General features: G+C 37.3%; 22 protein-coding genes. 6 read left to right on the top strand and 16 right to left on the bottom strand.

Annotated elements, in window-relative coordinates:
• Positions 1–4: 4 nt before the first annotated feature.
• From galT to ELQ35_RS02365, 6 genes are all read right to left on the bottom strand, one after another.
• The gene (galT, locus tag ELQ35_RS02385; protein WP_126863261.1) at positions 5–1,519 is read right to left on the bottom strand and encodes a UDP-glucose--hexose-1-phosphate uridylyltransferase; all 1,515 of its coding nucleotides are present in this window, start codon (positions 1,517–1,519) and stop codon (positions 5–7) included.
• Positions 1,520–1,820: 301 nt separating this feature from the next.
• Positions 1,821–2,660, bottom strand: coding sequence for a cell wall-binding repeat-containing protein (locus ELQ35_RS02380; RefSeq protein ID WP_126863260.1), 840 nt, complete (start codon positions 2,658–2,660; stop codon positions 1,821–1,823).
• 78 nt (positions 2,661–2,738) lie between these two features.
• Positions 2,739–2,912 (bottom strand): hypothetical protein, encoded by a 174-nt coding sequence (locus ELQ35_RS22480; protein ID WP_185861633.1) that lies wholly within the window; start codon positions 2,910–2,912, stop codon positions 2,739–2,741.
• Positions 2,913–3,042: 130 nt separating this feature from the next.
• On the bottom strand, positions 3,043–3,960 hold the full coding sequence (locus tag ELQ35_RS02375) for a F510_1955 family glycosylhydrolase (RefSeq protein ID WP_126863259.1): 918 nt from the start codon (positions 3,958–3,960) through the stop codon (positions 3,043–3,045).
• An 84-nt stretch (positions 3,961–4,044) separates the two neighbouring features.
• Positions 4,045–4,722, bottom strand: a complete 678-nt coding sequence (locus ELQ35_RS02370) for a response regulator transcription factor (RefSeq protein ID WP_126863258.1) — start codon at positions 4,720–4,722, stop codon at positions 4,045–4,047.
• Positions 4,719–6,098: a sensor histidine kinase gene (locus ELQ35_RS02365; RefSeq protein WP_126863257.1), complete on the bottom strand. Its 1,380-nt coding sequence runs from the start codon at positions 6,096–6,098 to the stop codon at positions 4,719–4,721. Before ELQ35_RS02365 ends, ELQ35_RS02370 begins: the two co-directional genes overlap by 4 nt.
• A 155-nt stretch (positions 6,099–6,253) precedes the next feature.
• On the opposite strand from ELQ35_RS02365, the gene ELQ35_RS02360 reads away from it, so the two are divergent.
• On the top strand, positions 6,254–6,580 hold the full coding sequence (locus tag ELQ35_RS02360) for a four-helix bundle copper-binding protein (RefSeq protein WP_126863256.1): 327 nt from the start codon (positions 6,254–6,256) through the stop codon (positions 6,578–6,580).
• A 155-nt stretch (positions 6,581–6,735) separates the two neighbouring features.
• On the opposite strand, the gene scpC is transcribed toward ELQ35_RS02360, so the two are convergent.
• Both scpC and ELQ35_RS02350 read right to left on the bottom strand, forming a co-directional pair.
• Positions 6,736–8,250: a succinyl-CoA:acetate CoA-transferase ScpC gene (scpC, locus tag ELQ35_RS02355; RefSeq protein ID WP_126863255.1), complete on the bottom strand. Its 1,515-nt coding sequence runs from the start codon at positions 8,248–8,250 to the stop codon at positions 6,736–6,738.
• A 133-nt stretch (positions 8,251–8,383) separates the two neighbouring features.
• A complete protein-coding gene (locus ELQ35_RS02350) occupies positions 8,384–9,028 on the bottom strand; it encodes a LytTR family DNA-binding domain-containing protein (RefSeq protein ID WP_126863254.1) in 645 nt (214 codons plus the stop codon).
• Positions 9,029–9,343: 315 nt separating this feature from the next.
• Between ELQ35_RS02350 and ELQ35_RS02345 the strand changes: the two genes are divergently transcribed.
• Positions 9,344–9,721, top strand: coding sequence for a YuzC family spore coat inner layer protein (locus ELQ35_RS02345; RefSeq protein WP_126863253.1), 378 nt, complete (start codon positions 9,344–9,346; stop codon positions 9,719–9,721).
• Between the two features lie 402 nt (positions 9,722–10,123).
• On the opposite strand, the gene ELQ35_RS02340 is transcribed toward ELQ35_RS02345, so the two are convergent.
• Positions 10,124–10,642 (bottom strand): hypothetical protein, encoded by a 519-nt coding sequence (locus ELQ35_RS02340; RefSeq protein ID WP_126863252.1) that lies wholly within the window; start codon positions 10,640–10,642, stop codon positions 10,124–10,126.
• Between the two features lie 272 nt (positions 10,643–10,914).
• On the opposite strand from ELQ35_RS02340, the gene ELQ35_RS02335 reads away from it, so the two are divergent.
• A complete protein-coding gene (locus ELQ35_RS02335; RefSeq protein WP_126863251.1) occupies positions 10,915–11,196 on the top strand; it encodes a CC/Se motif family (seleno)protein in 282 nt (93 codons plus the stop codon).
• Between the two features lie 206 nt (positions 11,197–11,402).
• On the opposite strand, the gene ELQ35_RS02330 is transcribed toward ELQ35_RS02335, so the two are convergent.
• Positions 11,403–12,782 carry an FAD-dependent oxidoreductase gene (locus ELQ35_RS02330; protein ID WP_126863250.1) on the bottom strand — a complete coding sequence of 460 codons (1,380 nt, stop codon included), beginning with the start codon at positions 12,780–12,782 and terminating at the stop codon, positions 11,403–11,405.
• Positions 12,783–13,047: 265 nt separating this feature from the next.
• Between ELQ35_RS02330 and ELQ35_RS02325 the strand changes: the two genes are divergently transcribed.
• A complete protein-coding gene (locus ELQ35_RS02325) occupies positions 13,048–13,776 on the top strand; it encodes an urease accessory protein UreH domain-containing protein (protein WP_126863249.1) in 729 nt (242 codons plus the stop codon).
• 116 nt (positions 13,777–13,892) lie between these two features.
• Here the strand turns inward: ELQ35_RS02325 and ELQ35_RS02320 are convergent, their stop codons facing one another.
• From ELQ35_RS02320 to ltaS, 4 genes are all read right to left on the bottom strand, one after another.
• A complete protein-coding gene (locus ELQ35_RS02320; RefSeq protein ID WP_126863248.1) occupies positions 13,893–14,516 on the bottom strand; it encodes a class I SAM-dependent methyltransferase in 624 nt (207 codons plus the stop codon).
• A 121-nt stretch (positions 14,517–14,637) separates the two neighbouring features.
• Positions 14,638–16,095 (bottom strand): UDP-N-acetylmuramoyl-L-alanyl-D-glutamate--2,6-diaminopimelate ligase, encoded by a 1,458-nt coding sequence (locus ELQ35_RS02315; protein WP_126863247.1) that lies wholly within the window; start codon positions 16,093–16,095, stop codon positions 14,638–14,640.
• A gap of 174 nt (positions 16,096–16,269) precedes the next feature.
• Positions 16,270–16,974 (bottom strand): YwmB family TATA-box binding protein, encoded by a 705-nt coding sequence (locus ELQ35_RS02310; protein WP_126863246.1) that lies wholly within the window; start codon positions 16,972–16,974, stop codon positions 16,270–16,272.
• Positions 16,975–17,203: 229 nt separating this feature from the next.
• Positions 17,204–19,168: a lipoteichoic acid synthase gene (ltaS, locus tag ELQ35_RS02305; protein WP_126863245.1), complete on the bottom strand. Its 1,965-nt coding sequence runs from the start codon at positions 19,166–19,168 to the stop codon at positions 17,204–17,206.
• Positions 19,169–19,683: 515 nt separating this feature from the next.
• On the opposite strand from ltaS, the gene ELQ35_RS02300 reads away from it, so the two are divergent.
• Positions 19,684–21,303 carry a multicopper oxidase family protein gene (locus ELQ35_RS02300; protein ID WP_126863244.1) on the top strand — a complete coding sequence of 540 codons (1,620 nt, stop codon included), beginning with the start codon at positions 19,684–19,686 and terminating at the stop codon, positions 21,301–21,303.
• A gap of 54 nt (positions 21,304–21,357) precedes the next feature.
• Positions 21,358–21,591, top strand: a complete 234-nt coding sequence (locus ELQ35_RS23540) for a metallophosphoesterase family protein (protein ID WP_185861632.1) — start codon at positions 21,358–21,360, stop codon at positions 21,589–21,591.
• A gap of 105 nt (positions 21,592–21,696) precedes the next feature.
• Here ELQ35_RS23540 and lgt read toward each other — a convergent pair whose 3' ends face one another.
• A complete protein-coding gene (gene lgt / locus ELQ35_RS02295) occupies positions 21,697–22,623 on the bottom strand; it encodes a prolipoprotein diacylglyceryl transferase (protein WP_126863243.1) in 927 nt (308 codons plus the stop codon).
• Positions 22,624–22,905: 282 nt separating this feature from the next.
• Positions 22,906–23,832 (bottom strand): cupredoxin domain-containing protein, encoded by a 927-nt coding sequence (locus ELQ35_RS02290; protein WP_126863242.1) that lies wholly within the window; start codon positions 23,830–23,832, stop codon positions 22,906–22,908.
• Positions 23,833–23,891: the final 59 nt, after the last annotated feature.

The raw sequence follows: 23,891 nt of genomic DNA, 5'->3' as shown, positions 1-23,891 counted from the left end.
GTTACTACGAGTTTTTTTCCTGAAGCTTCGTGATAAATCGAAGGAATGCTTGTTTGCCATGTGATGTCCTCTTGAATACTCCCGCATGTTCCAAGACATTTTGGAATTTCCTGCCCACTTCTGTTCGCAGGATGTCTGTTACATTTTCTTTGGTGATGTATTGATGGTCTTTTAAAATTTGCTGATGCCAATCCCAATGTTTCAGCAAAGATGTGTCCCATTGATCTTTTTCTGCGGGATCGATGAGAAGCTGGGCTAGTATATCCAGGTCATTGGCAAGCCTTCCAGGTAAGACGGCAAGGCCCATTACTTCGATGACGCCAATGTTCTCCTTTTTAATATGATGGAGTTCCTGATGAGGGTGGAACATTCCATCGGGGTGTTCCACGGTTGTGCGATTATTTCGTAACACTAGATCCATTTCATATAACTCCCCTCGTCTGCGGGCAATTGGCGTGACCGTATTATGAGGAGTTTCGCCGCTAAAAGCGAGGATATCTGCAGCAATATCACTATATCCCTGCCACGTACGCCATATCATTTCCGAAATCTGGGCAACTTCCTTTTTTTCGCCCTGTATCCTTAATACCGACATTGGCCATTTAACAATTCCGATTGTAACGTTTGGATAACCTTGCAGCTGAAAAGTTTCCTCGGTCTCAGCTCTCTCGATGGCAAACGTATAGCGGCCGCCCTGGAAATGGTCATGAGTCAAAATTGAGCCGCCGACAATCGGCAAGTCGGCATTGGAGCCGATGAAATAGTGGGGCATTTTTTCAACAAAATTGAGGAGGCGAACAAAGGTATCTGTCGAAATTTCCATCGGAACATGCTGTTTTTTTAAAACGATGCAATGTTCCCGATAGTACACATAAGGTGAATATTGAAAAAACCAATCTTCACCGTTTAAAGTAATCGGAATGATCCGGTGTGTCGCTCTTGCGGCATGCCGAAGATTGCCCCTAAAGCCTTCATTTTCGATACACAGTGGACAGTCGGGGTAAGAATGACTCGGACTATTCTGTAATAAGGCAATTTCTTTTGGATCTTTTTCCGGTTTTGAAAGGTTGATGGTGATATCTATTTCTCCGTACGGGGTAGACGTTTTCCAGATTCGATTTTTGGAAACCCTGTCCTCACGAATATAGTTTGATGAAATTGAAAGTTCATAAAACTGGTTTGTCGCTAGTTCCTGATTTTCTTGATAATTTTCCCTAAAGGTGCGGATCACCTCGGATGGGCGCGGCATTAAACAATTCATAAGTTCCGTATCAAAGATATCCCGTTCGGTCGTTGTATTGTGTGATAGCAACCCGTTTTCCGAGCACCAATCCAGGATGCTGTCTAAAATATCCTGAAGCGAAGAAGGGTTTTCTTTTGCCACTGAGTCATGCCAATCATTTAAATCTAATAAGGAAAGAATTTTGTTGCGAGCATAAATAACATCTTCTTCCGTCAATAGATGATGAGAAACTCCATATTCCAGCAGATTTTGAATGTCTTGATAAATGTTTTGCATGATTGTAATACCTCCGTATCACTTTTACATCGGAACCACTTGCTTTTTACGAAGTGACTTCATATTAATTAAATTAATTAATAAAGTTGTTACTTAGATGATAGCGTGTTATTGGTTTTATTTCAAATAGTATTTATGAGTATAAATGTGTTCTCCACCTTATGAATGAGTTAGATTAAGGGGAAATACAGAGTTTAGTTCCCTTTTATTTATGAAAAGTTAATATATAACTAAATGATCTACAAGCAGATTAAATAAGTGTCCCCCACCAAAGCTTAATGGTGGGGGATTGTATCAATCTTTAGTGATTCATTCCAGGCATTTCTGAGTTATCTTTTTTCTCTTCGCTATTTTTATCCATACCTTCCATTCCATCCATGTTCATTCCACCGTGACCTTGGCCGGATTCAGAAACAATTTCTAACATATCATCTAGTTCAGCTTGCGCTGCTTTGGAGAACTCCTTCTCATCGCCGGTTAACCACGCATGATTATATGGTCCTTCAGCAGGTGACATTTTGTATTTAGGCTGTAGGGACATTACATAAGACATCACAGAAGAAGGCATCTTCTCTTTATCAGACCATAGCAATGGGGCGTGTTTACCCGCATGAGAAAATGGCGCGGAAGCGATAGCAAGTTCTTTAGAGCCACTAGGGATAAAAGAAACATTGTGGCCTGGGGTCGTGATTCCCCAACCGAATTGTGTGTTTTTATCTTTAAATTTTGCAAACGCAATCGCATTTGAATACGCGTCCTTGCCGGAAATCCTTGTGACTTTACCATACTGTGCCAGTTGTTTTTCTACAGTGCCTGAAACAATAGACTCTGGTCCAATTAAATAAATATTTGCTTCGCCATTGCGTTTCTTAAGCGCATCAATAGTTTCTTGTGGAACTTGGTCCTTTTTCACATAAAGTAAAGGTTCGGGCATATGAGAAATCCAGTTTACAGCTGGCAGTGTAAAATCAGAATTATCCATTGAACCGACAACTACCGATTGTGGCAGGGAACCGGAAACCTTGGCGTAGTATGTGTCAATCGCTTTGGCATAATCTGCTGGATTTTCCGCCTCAATTCGTTCAGTTTTGAATCCGGATTCTTCTACTTGATCTTGAACTTTCTTGTCTAAATCACCCACAAGAATCACTTGAACTCCGTTATTTTCTTTTGACACTTGCGTATGGGGTGAGACAAATATAGTGCAATTTAAGCTCTTTTAATTCTTCCCAGAGTCCATGTCCATATTATCATGATCCATACCATCCATATTTTCTTCCATCTTTTCATCATTGGAATCCTTTTGCTGATCCTCATTATCGTTGGAACATGCTCCCAACACGAGCATTAATGCCGTAAAGATGGATAATAATCCAGTCCTTTTCAATTTCATAAAGTTAAAACTCCTCTCATTAAATGGGTTAAAAGCATCATATCAATAAATTGCGCAAAAAGTATGCAGTAAGCTTACCATTTATTGTTTTTCATTTTAGTGATACCTATACGAAAAACAGAGTATGTTACTACTCTGTTTTCCCCTTTTTAGCAATATGACTCCATTTTTCTCCACCATTTTTAGTCAGATATATATCATTCATCGGAGTAATAACCACCATTTCTTTTGGATCTTCATGGTTTATCGCAATATACTGGATAAAGTTCTCACTTTCTAAAGCAGGTAAAGGTATTTTTTTATCCTCCTTATTTGCTATGTTTTTTTCATGTAATATTACTTTATTATTTTCTATAGATGAATAAAGAATTGAATCTCCTGTGAAGGTCAGGGAAGGCACCATCTCTTTTGTAGAAATAAAGTTGAAATTATCCCCATAATCATCTGAATAATAGATTCCTTCCTTAGTGTTGATAGCGATTATATTATCTTTTGAAGGGTGAACTGCAAGCCCTCCAATTGAATTTGAATTTAAGCCTTTAAGCTTGGATTGAGTCCATTTCTTGCCTTCACTTTTCGAATAGAATAGTCCCACATCTAATTTAGAGTTTGGTTCTACATTGATGGCATATACTGTGCCAGTATTATAGCTTGCCCCGAGATAATGGAAATCAGTTTCACCGTAAAACGCTAATTTTTTTATAGTTTTTCCCTCATCCGTGCTTTTCACCAATCCTAATGGATTTTTTAAATCTGATCCTTCTTCAGGATGTCCGCTTGAAAAAAAGCCATTTTTCACAGCCTGAAATCCCATATAGTCGTTATTGTTTTTTGTCGTTTTTAACCACTTTCCATCTTCATACTTTAGAAGGCCATTATGGGTAGCAAGTATGGGTTCTGCTGGTTCACCAATGTAACCTGTTCCGTGTATATGATCTATTTTTTCTCCATTTGCACTTTCAAAGAAAGCCTCTTCTTTATTTGAACATGCTGTTAATAAAGTAAACGCAGCGGTTAGAGATAGTAATCCCCATTTGATTTTTCTCATGGTAGCCTCCAATTATCTTTTATGCACTTCACACTGTCCATTATTATTGATGCGTGATGTAAATGAGTTTTTCTCCATGTAGAACTACTCCTTGCTTACCCATTTATAACCTACTCCCCATACAGTCATTAGATGTCTATCTATTGGAAAATCAACCTTCCTTAGCTTATCGCGGATATTTCGTATGTGGGAATCGACGGTTCTGTCCTCAGTAAATGTTTTGTTTCCCCATATTGTTTCAAGTAAGTGCGCTCTTGAAAAAACCTTATTTGGATTTTTCAGAAGCAATCCTATTAATAAAAACTCTTTTGGTGTCGTTTGTACTTTTCTTCCTTCATATTTTAGTTCGTATGACTCCTCATCCCAAATTAAGCCATGATAATCTATTTGGCTAAGGTCCTTATTTTGGTATCTCCGGAAAACAGCATCTATTCTGGCGAGCAATTCCCCTTCGTCAAAGGGCTTTGTAATGTAGTCATCTGCTCCAATCCTCAAACCTTTAATGATGTCTACCTTTTCATTTCGGGCAGACAACATGATAATTGGCACTTCCGAATACTTTCTTATCTCTTCACATGTACTCCAACCATCCATTTCAGGCATCATAACATCCAATAATACTAAATCTATACTTTCATCTTCTATTTTTAGTATGGCTTCCTTGCCTGAACTTGCCTGGATACAATGATAAAAAGGGATAAGATATAAACTTAATAAATCGAGCATCCTTGGTTCATCATCGACTAACAAAAGAGTTTTCATTTTCTCAACTCCTCTAATGTAATAATAAATGTTGTCCCTTGATTCGCTTTGCTTTCCACGCGAATTTCGCCGCCCTCATGCGTATCAACCAATTCCTTGACGATGGCCAGCCCCAAACCGGAACCGCCAAAACGACTAGACCGGGACTTCTCAACTCTATAAAACCTTTCAAAAATAAAAGGAATATCTTCTTCTGGAATGCCGTATCCTTCATCTTTTACTTCAATTTTGACTTTCCCTTTTTCCCTCTTGGCGTTTATACTCGTTTTCGTATTAGGCTGTGAATATTTTTTGGCATTATCCAATAAATTAAGCAATATTTGCTCAAATCTTAGAGGATCAATGAATACCTTCAAATCATCTTCACAATTTACAACGAGTTGGATGTTTTTTTCCCGAAAGGCTGGAAGCATTTTTTCATAGATGACTTGTAGATACAAAGGAAAGTTTATGAATTCTCTATTAATCGTAAAATTGTTTTGGTCAATCCTCGCTAAATCAAACAAATCCTTGATCATATCTGAAAGTTTTTCAGATTCCTCGTATATGATATTCAAGTATTTCTCTCTGTCACTCTTGTTAAGAGTGTCACGTCTAGCGACATCGGCGTATCCTTTTATATACGTTAAAGGTGTTCTGAGTTCATGTGAGATACTTGCCAAGAATTCTTTTCTCTCATTTTTTAAATGATTTAAATCATTTGCCAAAATTTCTATTGAGTCAGATAAATCACCGAGCTCATCATCTCCAAGTTTGGGCAAGTTCACAGAAAAGTCTCCCTTGCTTAATTTCTCTGTAGCCTTTTTCATTTTTATGAGAGGAGTGGTTAAAGCTTTCGTTAAAAAAAGGATTGTAAATACTAGAAAAGAGATGGTCAGAATCCCGGCTATTAAAAAATGACTGTTTAATCTTGAAATTAAATCCTGGACCTGGTCTGTGCTCTTAAACATATAAACATAACCAGTTTTATTGGTATCTATATAATAAGGACTGATTGTGGAGATATACTTTTCAGATCTCCATCTATCCTCTAATATTCTCCCTTCACGCGGTAAATTCCCCACTTTTTTAGCTAAAAAGTTCTTCTCTTCCTGATCAATATCATTGGATGAAATGATAATCTCTCTTTTTTCATCTGTAATGATTACTTCTGTTTCAGCTTGAGCCTCCATTAACGCGATATGGTGAAGAGTTTCACTTTTATAAGATTTTTCAACAACATCTCTATGGCTATTTCCTCTTGCCTGCAGAGCTGTAAGTTCCTCTTCTATCCTTGATTCGACTATGTTGTCGTGTAAAAAGAAAAATAAGAACGATTCAAGTATCAGAATAATGAAGAAAAATAACGTCCCTAACTTCAGAGATATTTTATTCATTTGTTTCACCGCTTCTAAAATTATTTAAAGCAACTATATCATACCGGAAAATTATGAAGAATTTATGCAGTTTTTGAGGAGTTTTTCGTTTTAAGTTAAAAAGAAAATATCCCGGGTAGAATAAAAGTGACTTTAACTTCAAGGAGGCTTTTTAAATGAACACTCAGTTTGAGGAATGTTTGAAAGCATGTTTGGAATGTATGGAATCGTGTAATGTATGTTTTGATGCCTGTTTAAAAGAAGATGATGTTAAAATGATGGCTAGCTGCATCCGTTTAGATCGAGAGTGCGCAGATATATGCGCATTGGCAGTTAAAGCTATGCAAACGAATAGTCCATTTGCAACTCAGATATGCAATCTTTGTGCTGAAATATGCGAAGCCTGTGGAAATGAATGCAAGAAACACGATCACGATCATTGTCAAAAATGTGCTGAAGCATGTTATAGATGTGCTGAAGCCTGCCGTAAAATGGCTTCCTAATAGGGACTACAAGTCAAAAAACACGCCAATCGCAATTGATTGGCGTGTTTTTCTTTTTATTCTCGCATTAACAAACAAAAAGGAACTTTGCAGAGGAAACAGAAGCCTTTATATGAACTTCGTGTATTGTTGACATTCCTAAAACAAATTTATGTTTAGACTTTTTCCACTATTGCTTCTAACATTGTTCCATCCTTGGCAAAATTCGTATGCCAGGATAGAGCTTTTTCTAATACGTGAGGGGTTTGTCCGCCTCTTGTGAGAGCTTCCTGGTGATACTCGCGGAGTTGGTCGCGATACATTGGATGGGCGCAGCGTTCGATAATAAGTTCCACACGCTGTCTTGGCGCCAAACCACGCAAGTCTGCATAGCCTTGTTCTGTGACAATGACGTCCACATCATGTTCCGTGTGGTCCACGTGAGAGACGAAAGGAACAATGCTTGAAATCTTTCCGTCTTTAGCTATGGATTTTGTCACAAAAATTGCCAGGCGGGCGTTCCTTGCAAAGTCACCTGATCCGCCAATTCCGTTCATCATCTTTGTGCCTAGTACATGGGTTGAATTGACATTGCCGTAGATGTCTAACTCTAAAGCGGTGTTAATGGAAATCAATCCAAGACGGCGGATGATTTCAGGGTGATTGGAAATCTCCTGTGGTCTCATGATTAAGCGGCCGCGATATTTCTCGAAATTCGAGAAAACCTCCTTCATCTTTGAATCCGAAAGAGTAATGGAACAGCAGGACGCAAACCGGACCTTTCCCGCATCCATTAAATCAAAGACCGCGTCTTGCAGTACTTCAGAATATACCTCTAAATCCTCAAATTCCGACTCCAACATCCCATGAAGCACGGCATTTGCGACTGAACCGATTCCTGACTGCAGCGGGGCTAGGCGTTCTGTCATACGGCCAGCTTCAATCTCTTTACGGAGGAACTCAATTAAATGCTGTGCAATAATGACCGTTTCCTCATCTGGTGCATCAATGGTTGAAGGAGAATCCAATTGGTTGGTAAAAACGATTCCTTTTACCTTCTCGACATCAATCGGTATCCCTACAGTACCGATACGATCATCCGTTTTTGTCAACGGAATCGGGTCTCTCTCCCCTTGTTTTCCCGGTTCATACAAATCATGCAATCCTTCTAACGCTGTGGACTGGGCCATATTGATTTCAATAATAATGGACTTTGCATTCTGGGCAAAAGATAGGGAGTTTCCGATTGAGGTTGTCGGGATAACCATTCCGTCTTCCGTTATTGCAACCGCTTCCAAAATTGCGAAGTCTATAGGGTCCATCACATTGGCACGCACCAACTCAGCTGTGTGGGACAAATGCTGATCCACAAATAAAAAATCTCCCTGGTTGATTCCTTTTCGCATAGTCGGATCGGCTTGGAAAGGCAGTCTCTTTCCTAAGATACCTGCTTCGGCAAACAATTTATCAACATCAGAACCTAAAGAGGCTCCCGTAAACACATTCACTTTAAATGATTCCTGTTCGGCGCGTTTGACCAAGGCGAACGGAACTGCTTTCACATCTCCGGCACGTGTAAACCCGCTTAACCCTAATGTCATTCCATCTTGAATCCATGATGCTGCTTCTTCCGGTGAAACAACACGGTTTCTAAGGTGAGGGTCTCTAATCCGTTCAAAGTTGTTCTCCATAATCTCATCTCTCTCTCATAATGAATACTTACACTAATTGTACCCATTACAGCTCCTGAGTTATGGTTTTCGGAATAGGTTACGGAAAATTCGGACAAAACAGCAAATTCCCAGCCTAAAACAGCATGTTTTTTCAAAATCCAAGCAACTTTCGAAAATAGCTGGAATAGGACTGACTGACAGGTACTCTGTCGCCATTATCCATCGACAGTAAAAACGTTGAATGGGTATCAGGAAAAATCTCCTTAATATGATTGACGTTTACAAGAAAAGAGCGATGGCATCGGATAAAATAATCCTTCGGCAGCAGGAACTCAAACTCCTGAAGCGAGTATTTATGGGTGCCTGAGCGTTCTTCAGCATGTACATAGGTCTTTTTATCCCTGGCTTCCAAGTATACAACCTGTGAAAAAGGAATTGGCATCCAACCATCCTGTGTTCTCACGGTCACCACTGATTTCCCATCCGTCAAAGCAGGAAAAATAGCGGTGACGCATCCCTCTAGTTTTTCTTCATGAAGAAAAGGCACTGCCATCCCATGATATGGAATCCCAAACACATCCCGGTTAATAAATTCGGAGACTTTTTGCTTCGTAATTGAGGCTTTATGCGCAATGGTCCCTTCCCTTAAAGGATCTCCCGGCCTGATCTTTAAATCAATCCGTTTGCTTGGCCGATAGTATATATATTCTTTTGTGTTTGACACAGCAATCGAAATTTCATCTGAAAACAATTCTCCTATAACGTCCAATAGCGAAACTACTGTAATACTTTCCATCGTTCAACACCCTTCGTGATGTAAAAGTCTTGTAAGCCAGTATTATTTTACATGCTTTTTGGAGTAATTTCTATAGATGGTGATAAGTCTATCATAATATATCCAACAGGATTTGATATCAGAAAACTCGGAACTCAAAAGCATCGTTCTCCAGGAATTTGTCAGGATGCTTTTCTCTGTCAAGGCAGAAATTCTTTATCAGTTATATTGTCACTCCTTCCTATGCAAGGTTTACGAAAGCCCCATATGTAACCGATTTTTACCACACGAATATATTATATTGCCTATTCTCATTGTTAAAGAAGGAGATGCATAATGTACCATTCAAATAATTTCTATCCGGTTTATTCGCCTATGCCTCTATATCCCGAACCCCTTCCTTTTCGGAAACAATATCCGAAAATAGATGTTACGATGTTTTCAAGTTCAGTAAAGTCCTTCCAGATGCTAATGGGTCAGAGTAGTATGTTATTAGAACATCTTGGAAATCCCGCTTTTGCTTACAAGATCATGGAGGCAGCACAACAAGGTAAATCACAAGAAGTCGATCGCTTAATTCAGTCAATTGGCTTAAAGGTTCCAGTAACAACAAAATATACGCCAACAGGTGTAACATTTACGCTTCAAACACGTGTGCAAAGCAATAATCCCAGCTGCTGTACGTTAACTATCCCAATGAAATGGGGAAAATAATAGTATCAAATCCAAATCCACCTTTGATTATCAAAGTATAGAGACACCGTTTTGGTTAGAATAAATACCCTATTATAAAAAAATAGGTCCCATTCCTACTACGTTTTTAATCGACAAAAATGGGAAGATAACAAAGGTCATTACAGGTTCTATGACACAGGAAAATGTGAGGGAACATTTAAATTCAATAGTTCCCAAATAAAAATCAGCCCCATTGAAATTTATTAATGGGGAAATTTTTAGATGCTTTTCTGATATTGCTAATTTCATGGATAGTAATATACAAGTGCCACCTAATTAAATTGTTTAACTTTATTTCCATTAGAAGGTAAATTGCCGTCTGAATTCAAGATGGTAGTGGTCCAAATTAATAAGTAGCTACGTCAAAATGAACTGCCTTTACTATTGTGAATTCAAGCGTGTTTCTAATGTCCTCCTTTCCATTTCTAATTCTTTTTCTTGACGGTCTTGTTTCATTTCCATTCTTGCTTTTTCTATTTCCATCCGGTTTTTCTTTAAACTTCTCAAGTGTTCGTTTCTTTCATCCTCGAGTTGTTGTTTCCGCTGCTCATCTGCAAGCCTATCTTCTTCCCTAGCCTTTTTAGAATCTTCTTCTTTTTGCTTTTGTGTTTCATAACTAAACGGATTTTGCACAGGTGTTTCTTTGTCATTCTCTTGAATTTTATAGTCACCGTTAGACAGTGCAATCATAGTCATGTAATCACCTTTAACCTTCTCAAACCGGTCTTTTTGGTTTTTAGCCTTATAATACGTTCCATTAAATTCGAAAAAAACATCATCACCTTCTACGTGGGCATTTCCTATGTAAGATTGCATGGTGCCTACCGGCTCTCCAGCTGAACAAGCAGCCGTTATAACAAGAATAGCGGAAACGATTACAAGCAGTAAAATCTTTTTCATGATACCCTCCCTACTATTTTGACAGTAATATACTTCTTATATCGGCCAAAAGCAGCTTTTTTCTACTCTGTTTTCTTTATCCTCTAGATTAAATGAATCCACGCTTTCAAAAAAACAAGGAGTGATCAGCAACAAAGAGAAGCATTGCAGGAGAAACAGCGGCTTTTATATATTTGTTTATTGTTGACATTCCAAAAACAAATTAATACAATTTCTATAGTGATATAACTGCTCGATTATAGATGTTTGTAAAAAGGAGGGTGAATTACGAGATGAATTTTGAATTAGAGGATAAAGCTAAAAAGTGGATTGAATCGAAAGGGAAACCCTTGACAGTAAAAACACTTGAGGTAAAAGGCTGCTGTGCGGTAGGTTTACAGGAGTTGCTTGCAGTACCTGGTAAACCAAAGGCTCTTAATCGCTTTAATGAATTTAAAGTTGACTCTATATCCATATATGTAGAAAAAAATATTAACGTGAAAGAAAACATTACCCTAAAACTGTCGGGATTTGGTTTTTTAAAATCCATTTCAGCAAAAGCCTCATTGCAATAAACATAGCAGGTGAATTTCTGATTATTATTTAAAGGATAAAGTGTTTTTCAATAAAGGCGCAATTAAATTGGTAAATAACAGCAACAAGTAATTGAATTCAGGTCAATAATTAGTCCGGTTCCTAAAAGGATCAGGACTAATTTTTGCTTAACGTAGGAATTCTACAAAATGCTATTCGCACCCATTTAGGAGAAATCATAAAACTTTTAATTAGCAAATAAGTCGTTTAAAGCCTCTGCCATGCTAGGATGAGTAAAAATATTATCTTTTAAGACAGTAAAATCTTGTCCACTGTCCATAACTATCTTGATAATATTAATAATTTCACTTGAATCAGAACAGAAGAGAGCACAACCTAATATTTTGTTTGTCTTGTTATCAATAATCGCTTTTAACATTCCTTCGGTTTTATTAATTTGGTTTGCTCGCGGTATCGAGGCTGCCGGTATTTTTAGGACTTTTACTTCATACCCCGCCTCCTTCGCTTCTTTCTCGGTTAAACCTACACGAGAAAGTGGAGGTTCAATAAAAACTGAAAAAGGAATGTTTTTACGATCTTTACGTGTTCTTTTCTTGTCTCCGTATAATTGGTCTCTAACAATTCGGAAATCATCGAGAGAAATGTAAGTATATTGTGGGCCGCCATTAACGTCACCAATAGCCCAGATATGAGGAATATTAGTCTTTAGTGTATCATCCGTTTTTACAAAATTTCTCTCGGATAAATTTACTCCGGCTGCCTTAAGATTCAATGCTTCTATATTCGCTTTCCTGCCGGTTGCTACAAGAATGGCATCCACTTCTATCGATATATCATCCTTTCCGTTTTTGCTGAATGATAACCGGACACTGTTTTGATTGTCTTCGATTTTTTGCACTGAAGTATTTAAATTAATTTCTATGCCTTTATTATCCAATACCTTTTTAATTTCCTCCGCGATATCTCTGTCTTCTTTGGCCAGAAATGTGTCCGTACCTTCAAACATTGTTACTTTCGAACCAAAATTAGCATACATGGAGGCAAACTCTAATCCAATGTAGCCGCCACCGATTATCGCCAAATGCTTTGGAAGCTCTTTTTGTGCCATCATAGACGTACTTGTGTAGACCAGCTTACTTTCTTGGATACCTTCTATACCTGGAATATTTGGTAGGGAGCCAGTATTAATAAATATATTTTTGCCCTTTATAATAAGGGAATCATTGTCACTATTTGTAACTTTTATCGCATCTTTTGAAAGGAAGGATGCTTTCCCGTTGATTACATTCACATTCTCATTGTTATCAAGATTTGAAAAGTTTTTCTCGCGGAGCTTTGAAACAAGCTGGTCCTTCTTTTCAATCGCCATCGCATAGGCTTTTTTCCTTTCTTCCCACGATTCAAAATTATGTGAAGCGATATGTTCTGCTTGGAGTGCAAGTGATTTGGAAGGAATACATGCGATATTTATGCAAGTACCCCCATACATATCCTTTGATTTCTCAATCATAGCAACCTTTTGGCCCTGCGCACCCAAAAAACCGGCTAACGTTTTACCGCCTTTGCCAAATCCAATTATGATTGTATCAAACAATTCAACGGTCATTTCTAAGCCCACCTTTTTGTTTTAAATAGATTTTGTTTATAACTTTATTTTGCTTATTTTTTTGGTACTGATACACTCTTATTTTACCCTTAAACAAGCGCTTATCTTTTGTGTTTTTGCCGGAAGCATTGTCCTGCTTATCATTGACGAGAAGACTGCACCACTGAAAATTATTAAATTACACTCTTTATCGTCTTTCTGCACAAATTCTTTATATTTCTCTGCTACAATAAATCAACTTAGCTATTCTAGGGGGGAAGTCTTTTTGTATCAATTACTAAATCAAGTTAGTCAATTTTTTTCCGAGCCTATTTTCCGGCTAATGAGCAGCACCGGGACAATCCCATTATTAGCAGCATTGCTTTTAGGCATTCTTGGATCGTTAGCACCCTGTCAATTGACAGGCAACTTTACCGCCATTACATACTTCGGGGAAAAAGCAGTGACTAAAAAAACTCCCTGGAGTGAAATTTTATTTTTTTTGGTCGGAAAAATACTTGTTTATTCTATATTCGGAGGGCTAATCTGGTTGTTTGGAAAAGAGTACCAAGCTATTTTAACCACTTATTTTGCTTATTTCCGCAAGGGAGCGGGATTTATTAATATCATAGTGGGGCTTTTTTTATTAGGTTATTTAAAGTTTACCTGGGTCAATTTGATTTTCAAATGGAAGATAAAGAATAAAGCTGAAGGAAATGCAGGCGCTTTTTTACTAGGTGTTAGCTACTCGATTGCTTTTTGTCCAACAATGTTTGTACTATTTTTTGTTAAATTGATGCCCATGGTATTATCTACACCGATGGGTTTTACGTTAACTCCTGTTTTTGGTATCGGTACAGCCTTACCGCTTCTTATCATCTTGTTTCTGTTATGGGCATTTGAGGGAGAAGGTTCTTTATTAAAAAAAGGGAAAAAATTTGGCGCTATCGTTCAAAAGCTGGCTGGAATACTAATCATTATAATAGGTTTAATTGATATCGTAACCTATTGGTAAGTATCAAAAGATCTCCAAACCGAAAAACCTCTTGGAAACCAAGAGGTATTAAAAAATTATATCTACATTTAGCTTAATCTATACAAACCCAGGTCATCCATCATGTAACACAATCACTATTCCATTATGGGTTGTATCTCTATTTTTCTCATGATTGTTCCCATTAAATTTTCCATTTCCTTGATTGTTAGGTTTGCTTTTTCTATGTTTTCCAATGTCTTTCGATTAATATTCGCTCCCCAAAGACGAACAGTCAAAGGGTTTAGCAGATCCATGACACCACCTAACATCGGATTTCCACTTCTCATATGCTCTAACATAAGAATCTTTCCTTCCGGCTTACAAACTCTTTTTAACTCTGTTAAACCTTTGACCGGATCCGGGACAGAGCAGAAAACACAAGTGGAGACAATAACATCGAAGCTGTGGTCAGGGAAAGGGAGATTCTGTATATCGGCCTCCATTAAATGGACAGGAAACTCCAACGCAGCTTTATTTACTTTCTCTCTTGCATGGCGAAGCATCCCTTGGCTGAAGTCAACTCCTGTTAGAGATGTGATATGGTCAGGATAATATAATAAGTTTGAGCCGGTCCCAATGCCAACTTCCAGGACGTCCCCTGTTGCTTCAAGTAATAAATCCTTCCTCCATTGATCTTTTATCATTTTATCCATCCATTCGTATACTGGAGAAATCCGGTTATAGCGTCTTTTAATCACTTCATTAATATCTTTACCCATGTATTTTCACCTTCACAAGTTTATTTCCCGTTGCTCAGTCATTAGATTGGATCCAAATCCAACAATAATGCGGCCAATCAAAACACCAACCAAAACACGATTGTTTTCTCAACTTTACCAATTAAATATCTTTCTGATTTCTTTGCTCATTTATGAACGAGATAGTGTCTTTATCGGAATGAGTTGGCAAGCTGAATGGTTGTTGGAATTGTTCATGTCCTTTTCCAGTGATGACTATATAATCGCCTTTTTTGGCCATTTCCAGCGCTTGCTTTATAGCCAATGTCCGGTCCGGTATGACTATACCGTTATTATTATATTTCTCATTTAATTCTTGAAGGCTCATTGCCATATCATCATAAGAAACTGAGTTTAGATCATCAGTGGTTAATATAAATAGATCACTTAATTCTGAAGAGATATTTGCCATTTCTTCTCTTTTACTTGCATCCCTGTCCCCTCTGAACCCAAAGATATGTATGATTCTTTTCGCCCCGCAATCTCTTGCAGTTTTCAAACAGTGAAAGATAGCATCTGCAGTATGGGCATAATCAATTACTACAGTAGAGCCATTGATTTGCTCTATTACTTCAAACCTCCCGGTTACCCCAGGAAATTTAGAGAGAGCTTTAAGAACATGTTCCCTGGATACATTTAACATTCGTGCAGTTGAGTAAGCCATTGCTGTATTAAATAGGTTATGGAACCCTGGCATTGGCAAATGAACCTTAAATGATTCTCCATTTTCTTTTAAGTTAAACTTCATATTGTGGTACTCAGATATTTTTAATGAGCATTGATCAGACTTGCCAATTAAAAACGTATCTTTTCCTTGACTCTTTAGCAGTTCGCCTAATTTCTCACCCCAATAGTCATCAGCGTTTATAATAGCTTGTCCATCAGGTTTCATTTTTCCAAATAACAAAGATTTTGCACGAAAGTACTCCTCTATAGAACCGTGAAAATCTAGATGATCATGATCAAGATTCGTAAATAAACAATAATCAAACTGAAGACCTTCTAAACGATATTGTATCAATCCGTGAGAAGAGACTTCAATAATAATAACCTCATCTTTACTGGATGAGATTAATTTATGTAATTCCAATGAGTTTGGAGTAGTATTTAAGGATGACACAGATTTGCCATTGATAATGTTTTCGATTGTTCCGATTATCGAGCAAGGTATGCCATTTTCCTCCAAAATATACTTCAACATGTAGCTAGTCGTTGTTTTTCCGTTAGTTCCTGTAATCCCTATCATAATTTTTTTACTGCTAGGGTCTCTGTAAAAAATATTGGAAATGTCACCCAGCACTTTGCGGCTGTTTTTTATTTGTATATAAGGCACTGATATATCAGTGTAATCCTTTTCTCCAATCACAACAGATGCACCTGAACGGACTGCTTCTTCAATAAAATCATGTCCATCAACATCATTGCCTTTAATAGCTAAAAAGAGAAATCCGCTTTTGACCTCTGCAGAATTATCTGTTATTCCTTCAACTGTTATGTCCGCAATTTCGTTTTTGGATCGATTTATGATATCCAAACCCTTAATTAAAGTATGTAAATTCATTGTTATGTAACCTTCTCCTCCCAGCTAGTTTCTACGACATTATAAGTTATATTTGTGAAAAAACTATGGAGTATCTTCGAATGCAAACCATAATGACATACAAAGGTAAAGGAAAATGAACAAAAGTATTTCTTATTATTTAATATTGAAAAAGGCGGCGACTTTGAGATTAATCTAATACTCTGATGTAATAATAGGAGTCCCTATCGTTGTTTTTATTTGGCCCTTTGCATTCTTCCGCAATCCGATTTGGATATTAATAGGTTCTTCCCCTTTCGCTTTCAACTTTTCACTCCATTGACTAGTATAACCAGATATAGAAATAAAGTTTTTTTCCTTTACACCCTCAATATATTTCACAGAAAAAGCTTTCTTTAAATTGTTGCTTAACTGATCGATCGCGACAGCACCCTTTGTTAAGCCCTGTACGGTTACATATCTGCTTCCTTTTTCCAGAACTTTAGGGGCCTTTAGTATTTGTGAATTTGCGCTATTGGGATTACCAACCCCTTTTATTTCTAGCGTCATAACCAATGTAGATGTATTATTATCAGGTAATACATCTATTGTGACCCTTTTTTCTATCGCCCCTTCTCGGCTAAATCCTTTTATATTATAATGGTGCTGTTCCTTATCTTTAACCCATGTAAACGGTTGGTCTTTTTCTATTTGCTTAATATAATTATTAATTGAATTTTTACTTTGTTCTTTCTTTATGATGCGATAATAGATTTTCCATTCTTCCACTTCTACCTTATTACTCGCTGCTATTCCGCTAATTTGCTTTAGTTCTCTATCTTCTTTCTTGCTAAATACATTATCAATCTGCAAAAAACTTAAAAACATGCCGACAAGAATAATACTCATTATTTTTTTCATACTTATAGTCACCTCATTTCTATGATTGACAGAATCCCAGGGTACTATTCAACATGGATAATAAAACTATTAATATTCGAATGAATTGAATGAAAGCTTTACAGTGAATGACAACTTTAAAAGGCTGTCGAGGTTTTCTCGACAGTCCTTCCTAAATAACTTTTGATTGATACGTTTAGTCACTTACTCGATCAAGAGATAAATTTTGTACTCTTAAAGGGGAAATGAATTATTTATCATTCGATGTCTTTTCTTCCAAGACATTTTCTTCCTTATTCTTATAGTCATAATTAGCAGGATCCACAGGTTTAAAACCTTTAGGTGTATAAAAACGCAGCAGATCTCCATACACTACTTTATCCGAGAAATTCAGCTTCATCTCAACATACTTTTTAATTCCTTCAATCTCAGCAGTTTTCTTAATTTCTTCGCCTGTTGCTGTTTTATAGTATTTGTTATCAATAGATGTGACCTTTGGCGTAACAAAATCACCATTTCGGAATACCACTACTTGCTGACGGCCTTTTGCCATTAGGTCCGAACCAAATTGGATGTAATTTTTAGTATCTATCCCCATGAAATTGAAAAGCGTAGGTAAAACATCTATTTGGCCACCATACTTGCTTTTGATTCCCCCCTGAACTCCCGGGATCCGGATGAACAGAGGAACACGCTGTAATTGTGCATATTCAAAATCGTTCACTTCTTTCCCCAGGGCTTTAGATAAGGCATTTTTGCGGTTGTCGGAAATGCCGTAATGATCGCCGTACATAACAATTATCGAGTTTTCGTACAGGCCCGACTGCTTCAAATAGTCATAGAATCCTTTTATAGATTCGTCCAGATAACGGGCGGTTCGGAAATAGTTATCTACAGTTGGATCCCCTGTAGTATTTTTTTCAATGGTTGCATCCTCTTCATCTATCGGATAAGGGAAATGATTCGACAAGGTGATAAATTTGGCATAGAAAGGCTGCTTTAAGGAATCCAGCAACGGCTTGGACTCTTCAAAAAAAGGTTTGTCTTTCAGGCCATAATTTAAGACATCCTCTTCCTTCATGGAATAGTAACTCGCATCAAAGAAGTTGTCATAGCCAAATTGTTTGTAAATTTCATCCCGGTTCCAGAAAGATTTATAATTCCCGTGAAACACAGCAGAGGTATACCCTTGCTGGCCGAGTATTGCCGGTGCAGCTTGATATGTGTTTTGTCCTTTTGTTGTAAACGAAGCTCCCTGCGGCAAACCAAATAATGAGTTTTCTAACATAAATTCAGCATCAGAAGATTTCCCCTGGCCTGTTTGCTGGAAAAAGTTATTGAAATACATCGTATTTTTTTCATTAACAAGCGAATTCAAAAATGGAGTAACCTCTTGTCCATTTAATTTATAATTAATCATGAAATTTTGCAGGGATTCCAAGTGAACATAAATCACATTTTTCCCCTTTGCCTTCGCGAAATATTGAGGGTTCGGTTCTACTCTTGTAGCTTTCGTATAGTTAATTATTTCCGTCATATCTGTGCTATCGGATAAAGCACGCTGAGTATACGATTTTGTGCTTTGTAAAGCATCATAAATATGATAATTATACATCCCCAGATATTTTACAATGTAATTACGATCAAATCCCCTTGTCAGCAATTGCGGACGATCGCCTTCCGCCAATGCAACGTTTGTACTCAAAACCAGGAAGCCGGTGACAAACACTGCTGCAAGTTTACGGCGGCTCGTACGAATCGGTTCCGGTTTCACAACTTTAGCCGCCACTAATACAAACAACAGGATGGTATCCAGAAAATATAAAACATCATAAGGCCTAATCAATGCGGTAATGCTTTGTCCTAAATCACCGGCATTTTTCGTTTGAGTAAGGGTGGGCAATGTAATGAAATCAGTAAAAAATCTATAGTAGACGATATTTGCGTATAAAACGAACGACAAGATTGAATCCAATACAATCAGCCGCGTAAAGGCTTTTTTACCTTTGGAAAATAAAGCTAACCCAAAGAATAAAATGGCTGAGCTTAAGGGATTAAGAAATAATAGCAGCTCCTGCATTCTATTATCAATCCCTAAATTAAATTCGACTTTATATCCTATATATGTCTTCATCCAGAGAAGCATTATCGCTAAAATAAAAAAGGCAATAGGCTTACTAAGAACATTTTTACTCTTATCAATCATATTTTTCATATTCTCCCCTCATATAATCTATTTTCAGCGTCAAAGTTTGCCAGGCAGAAATGCTAATAAAAATGGCCCATGTAATACTATTTGATTAATAAAAAAATTACTTATCCAGTTATCATATAAAAAAAGTTTGCAGATTTTATGGAAGTTGGCAAAAAACATCTTTTTTAATGCACACAGGACAAGAGGGTTTAAGTACCATCATAATTATTAATGAAACCAGCTTCTTATTCATGATATTTACTTCCATTTCAGTTTAGCTAGATTCAATGAAAAACGATGATATAATAATGAAAAAAACGATTTAAAGCAGTACATTTGTTACATACTTTTGTACCACCAATATTTCAGGTTACCTATTTTTATCCATAAAAAAGAATCTGGAATATTGTCCTTTTTGAACAGACAATTTCAATTTCTAATAAAAAAATTCTTTGTTTATGCATGTTATCTCCCAATTTTCTGCAAATCTTTGATATACAATGTATTTTGTAATTACAAATTGTGGAGGTAACAAGATGAAACTTAAATTTCTAAGTATTTTTTCAATAGTAACTTTATTTCTAGCAGCCTGTTCATCAGCGGGTAGCATGGGCGGAATGGACCATAGCAAAATGGGTTCAACTCAGGAAAAAGAAACTAAAACGGAAAATACGGATAACAAAACGCTTCCCCAAACAATCGAATCCAAGACATTAACCGGCAAGAATATTAATCTTGTCGCGGAAGAAGCAAATCACCAACTGAATGAAAAAGTTAATGTTGCAGCATGGACATTCAATCGTTCCGTTCCTGGCTCACAAATCAGGGTCAAAGAAGGGGAAAAAGTAAATATAAACTTAAAAAATGAACTGCCAGACCCTGTCACGATTCACTGGCATGGAATCCCGCTTCCTAATAATATGGATGGAATTCCAGGTGTAACCCAAAATGCTGTTCAGCCAGGTAAGTCTTTCACATATAAATTTACTGCTTCAGTCCCTGGCACGTATATGTATCATACCCACCAGGACGGAGTAAATCAGCTAGATAAAGGACTTTACGGTTCCTTTATCGTTGAACCCAAAACACCAACCTATGACCGCGATTATTCTCTTATGCTTGATGAATGGATGAGCAATCCTGAAGAGATGGAAGGCATGGACATGAGTGGTACGGAAGATATGGAAGGCATGGATCACAGCAATATGAGTGGTATGGAGGACAATTCCAACTCTAAGAAAGATGAAAAAGAGTCCACTGAAAATGACGATAGTATGGCAGGCCACGATATGAGCAATTATGATATCTTCACGATCAATGGAAAAAGTGGTAAAGAGATTAAGCCTCTTAAAGTAAAAGAGGGCGAAAAAGTTCGGATCCGTTTAGCAAATATCGGTTATATGTCTCATAAGATCCATTTACATGGACATGACTTCAAAGTCGTTGCTATCGATGGACAAGAGTTAAATGAACCAAAAACGATCAAAGATCAATTGATTTCCATTGCACCTGGGGAACGGTATGACATTGAATTCACCGCCGATAATCCTGGAAAATGGTATCTGGAGTGTCATGGAGAAATGAAAGGCACCGACGGAATGAAAACCGTCATTGAATATGAAGGAAGCAAAGAATCTAACGATCAACCTAATCAGAGTGAAAACCTGCCTGTATTCAATTACACATCTTATGGGAAACAAACCAAGGGGGAGTTTACTTCAAACCAGAAATTTGATGTGGAATATACAATGGACTTAAACACTGCAATGAATGGGAACGAAATGGTTTACACAATTAACGATAAAGTCTTTCCTGATACAGATAATATCGAAGTAGATAAAGGCGATCTTGTAAAGGTTAAATTAGTCAATAACTCTAAATCAGATGACCACCCTATGCATTTGCACGGGCATTTCTTTCAAGTGCTAAGCAAGAACGGAAAACCGGTTGAAGGATCGCCAATCCTGAAAGACACTGTCAATTTAAAACCTGGAGATGAATATGTTGTAGCCTTTAAAGCTGATAATCCAGGTAACTGGCTTTTCCACTGCCATGATTTACATCATGCTTCCGCCGGCATGGTAAACATGGTAAAGTACAAAGGATTTGAACCAGACTTTAAAGTGGATTCGGATGCTGGAAATAAGCCTGAATAAATAACAAATAGAACAAATTTATAATGTCCTAAGTGGAAACTAATCACTTAGGACTTGTTAATTTCGGAAAGAGATTCCAATGTAGAAAATGCCTTAATTGAAATCCCGGGAGACGAATTTACGATTCTATTAGCTCATGAGCCGGATATTGCTGACAACACTGGACAATATCCAATTGATCTTCAATTATCCGGCCATAGCTATGGGGGACAAATTAGGCTTCCTTTTATCGGTCCACTTTTTAGACCGGATGGAGCAAAAAAATATGTTAAAGGAAATACCAAATAGTAAAATGCTTCTTTATACAAATAGAGGGATTGGGATCACACTTCTCCCTATCCGTTTTTATTGTCGTCCCGAAATAACTTTGTTTACACTGCAAAGTTAAACTACTCATGTGAAGGAATTTGAGAAATAAAGGAGACTGCCGAGGGTTTCTCGACAGCCTGATGTGATCAGATAATGATTGCACTTTTTCATTAAAACAGTTTTGTTGAAATTTATGAATTGGGATGCATCCGTATATTTTTGGCCGGCTAACCCTTTCCATCTTCTAAACCACAGAATTAGTATCGCTAAAGTAATCAGCGTCAGGGACAGGACCTGAGCAATTCTTAGGTTTTCTGTCAGCATTAAACTATCGGTTCTCAAGCCTTCAACAAAAAATCTTCCGATTGAATACCAGATTATATAATAGAGAAAAACTTCCCCCCTCCTAGGGTTCATTCTCCGAATAAGCAGGAGTGCCAGGAACCCAGCCAAGTTCCAAATGGACTCATAAAGAAATGTTGGATGATAATACGTTCCGTCGATATACATTTGATTTATGATGAAATTCGGAAGATTTAGATTCTCAAGGAATTGCCTGGTCACTTCAGTCCCATGTGCTTCCTGGTTCATAAAGTTTCCCCAACGACCAATGGCTTGTCCCAGGATAAGACTAGGAGCAGCAATATCTGCAAGCTTCCAAAAAGACACTCCTTTTTTCTTCGCAAATATGACAGCTGTAAGTACAGCACCGATTAATGCACCATGGATGGCTATACCGCCCTCCCAAATAGCAATGATTTTGCCGGGATTTTCGGAATAATATTCCCATTTAAAAAGGACATAATAAATCCTTGCAGAAATGATAGAAATAGGAACAGCCCAAAATAACAAATCAGTAAAGATTTCTCTATCTAATTTTACCTTTTCTGCTTCTCTTGTAGCAAGCAGCCAACCTAAAAATAAACCCATACCTATTATCAAACCATACCAATAAACAGTGAATGGTCCAATCTCAAAAGCCACTCTATCCAAAGGTTGAATACTTTGCATTTAATTATCCCCTTATTACATTTATTTTGATAAATTACTTTATAAATTGATCAGCCTTTGTCCGTTAACTGTCACCCCTCCTGTTCAATATTTTACAAAATACTTGTGAAGAAACTAGGGAGGAAATATGACCGTTTTTCAAATTTTATCACAGGTTTTATACTTCCTAAATCCCCCAATAAAAAAACAGAGTATATCATTACTCTGCTTTTCCTTTTCTACAATATGAATTTCGTTTTGCTTACTCCAGTATGATATTATCATTTTCCCAGTTAACGGAACTTATGAAACAGCCAGATTCCCCACCATTCCAGCTTCTTTATGCCCAGGGATCGTACAATAAAAATAATACTCCCCGCTTTTTTCGAGCTTAATTTCCGCCTTTGCCTCTTCACCTGCTTTTGCATGTAAGTGAAAAAGAGCTTGGCTGTCATCATTTCCTTGGCGGGAAATATCATTCAAATTGACCACATTTATATCATGTTCATCAGCTCCAGTATTCGACAGGACCATAGTATATAGTACTCCGCTCTTCATCTTGATATTTTCCGGTGTGTAGGCAAAGTCTTTTGCCGTAATCCTTAGTATGCTGCTATCTTTAACGACCTGTCCCGAGTTTATCATTTCATTATTATTACTATGACTATGCTGTTCGGAAGATGGCATTGCAGGCTTAGGCGCGTCTATCTGATCCATAGTAAAACCAAGAATGATTAAACTCCCTCCTGCGAATTTAGGGTTTTTGAATAAATTTATGATTAAATGTCCTTTCTTTTCTTTTACTTCTACTTCGGAAAATAACAAATACAGTACTATAAAATGGACCGCCATATAGATAATAAAAAACACTTTAAATAGTGCTTCACTGTAGGCTACGGGAATCATATCACCCAGCATGGCACCCATCATCCCTGCCATCAAACCTGATAACATACCGTCTAAAACCGGTAAGAGACCAAGAGGTATTCCCGTTAAAAAACCGATCGTTATACCCGTCAACGAACCGAGGATCGTTGACATAAACAAATTCCCGGAGAAATAATATCCAATTGTTATCCCACCCAGAATACCTGAAGTCATACCTGTTGCCATGGAAATCATCATGCCTGACATTAAGGTAAGATGATTTCTCCATTTCACTATACATATGAACATCACAAGCAATGAGACAATGGAAATACCTAAAATGAATAGTAAAGAGGGAGACAAGTTATTTTCCTCCTAAAAAAATAAGTTTGTACAATTTTATGTGTACAAACTTAATAACA

The organism is Peribacillus cavernae (assembly GCF_003989135.1).
GTDB classification, from domain to species: Bacteria; Bacillota; Bacilli; order Bacillales; family DSM-1321; genus Peribacillus; species Peribacillus cavernae.
The sequence above is the reverse complement of the archived record's forward strand: the minus strand, read 5'-3'. Positions and strand labels throughout refer to the sequence as shown.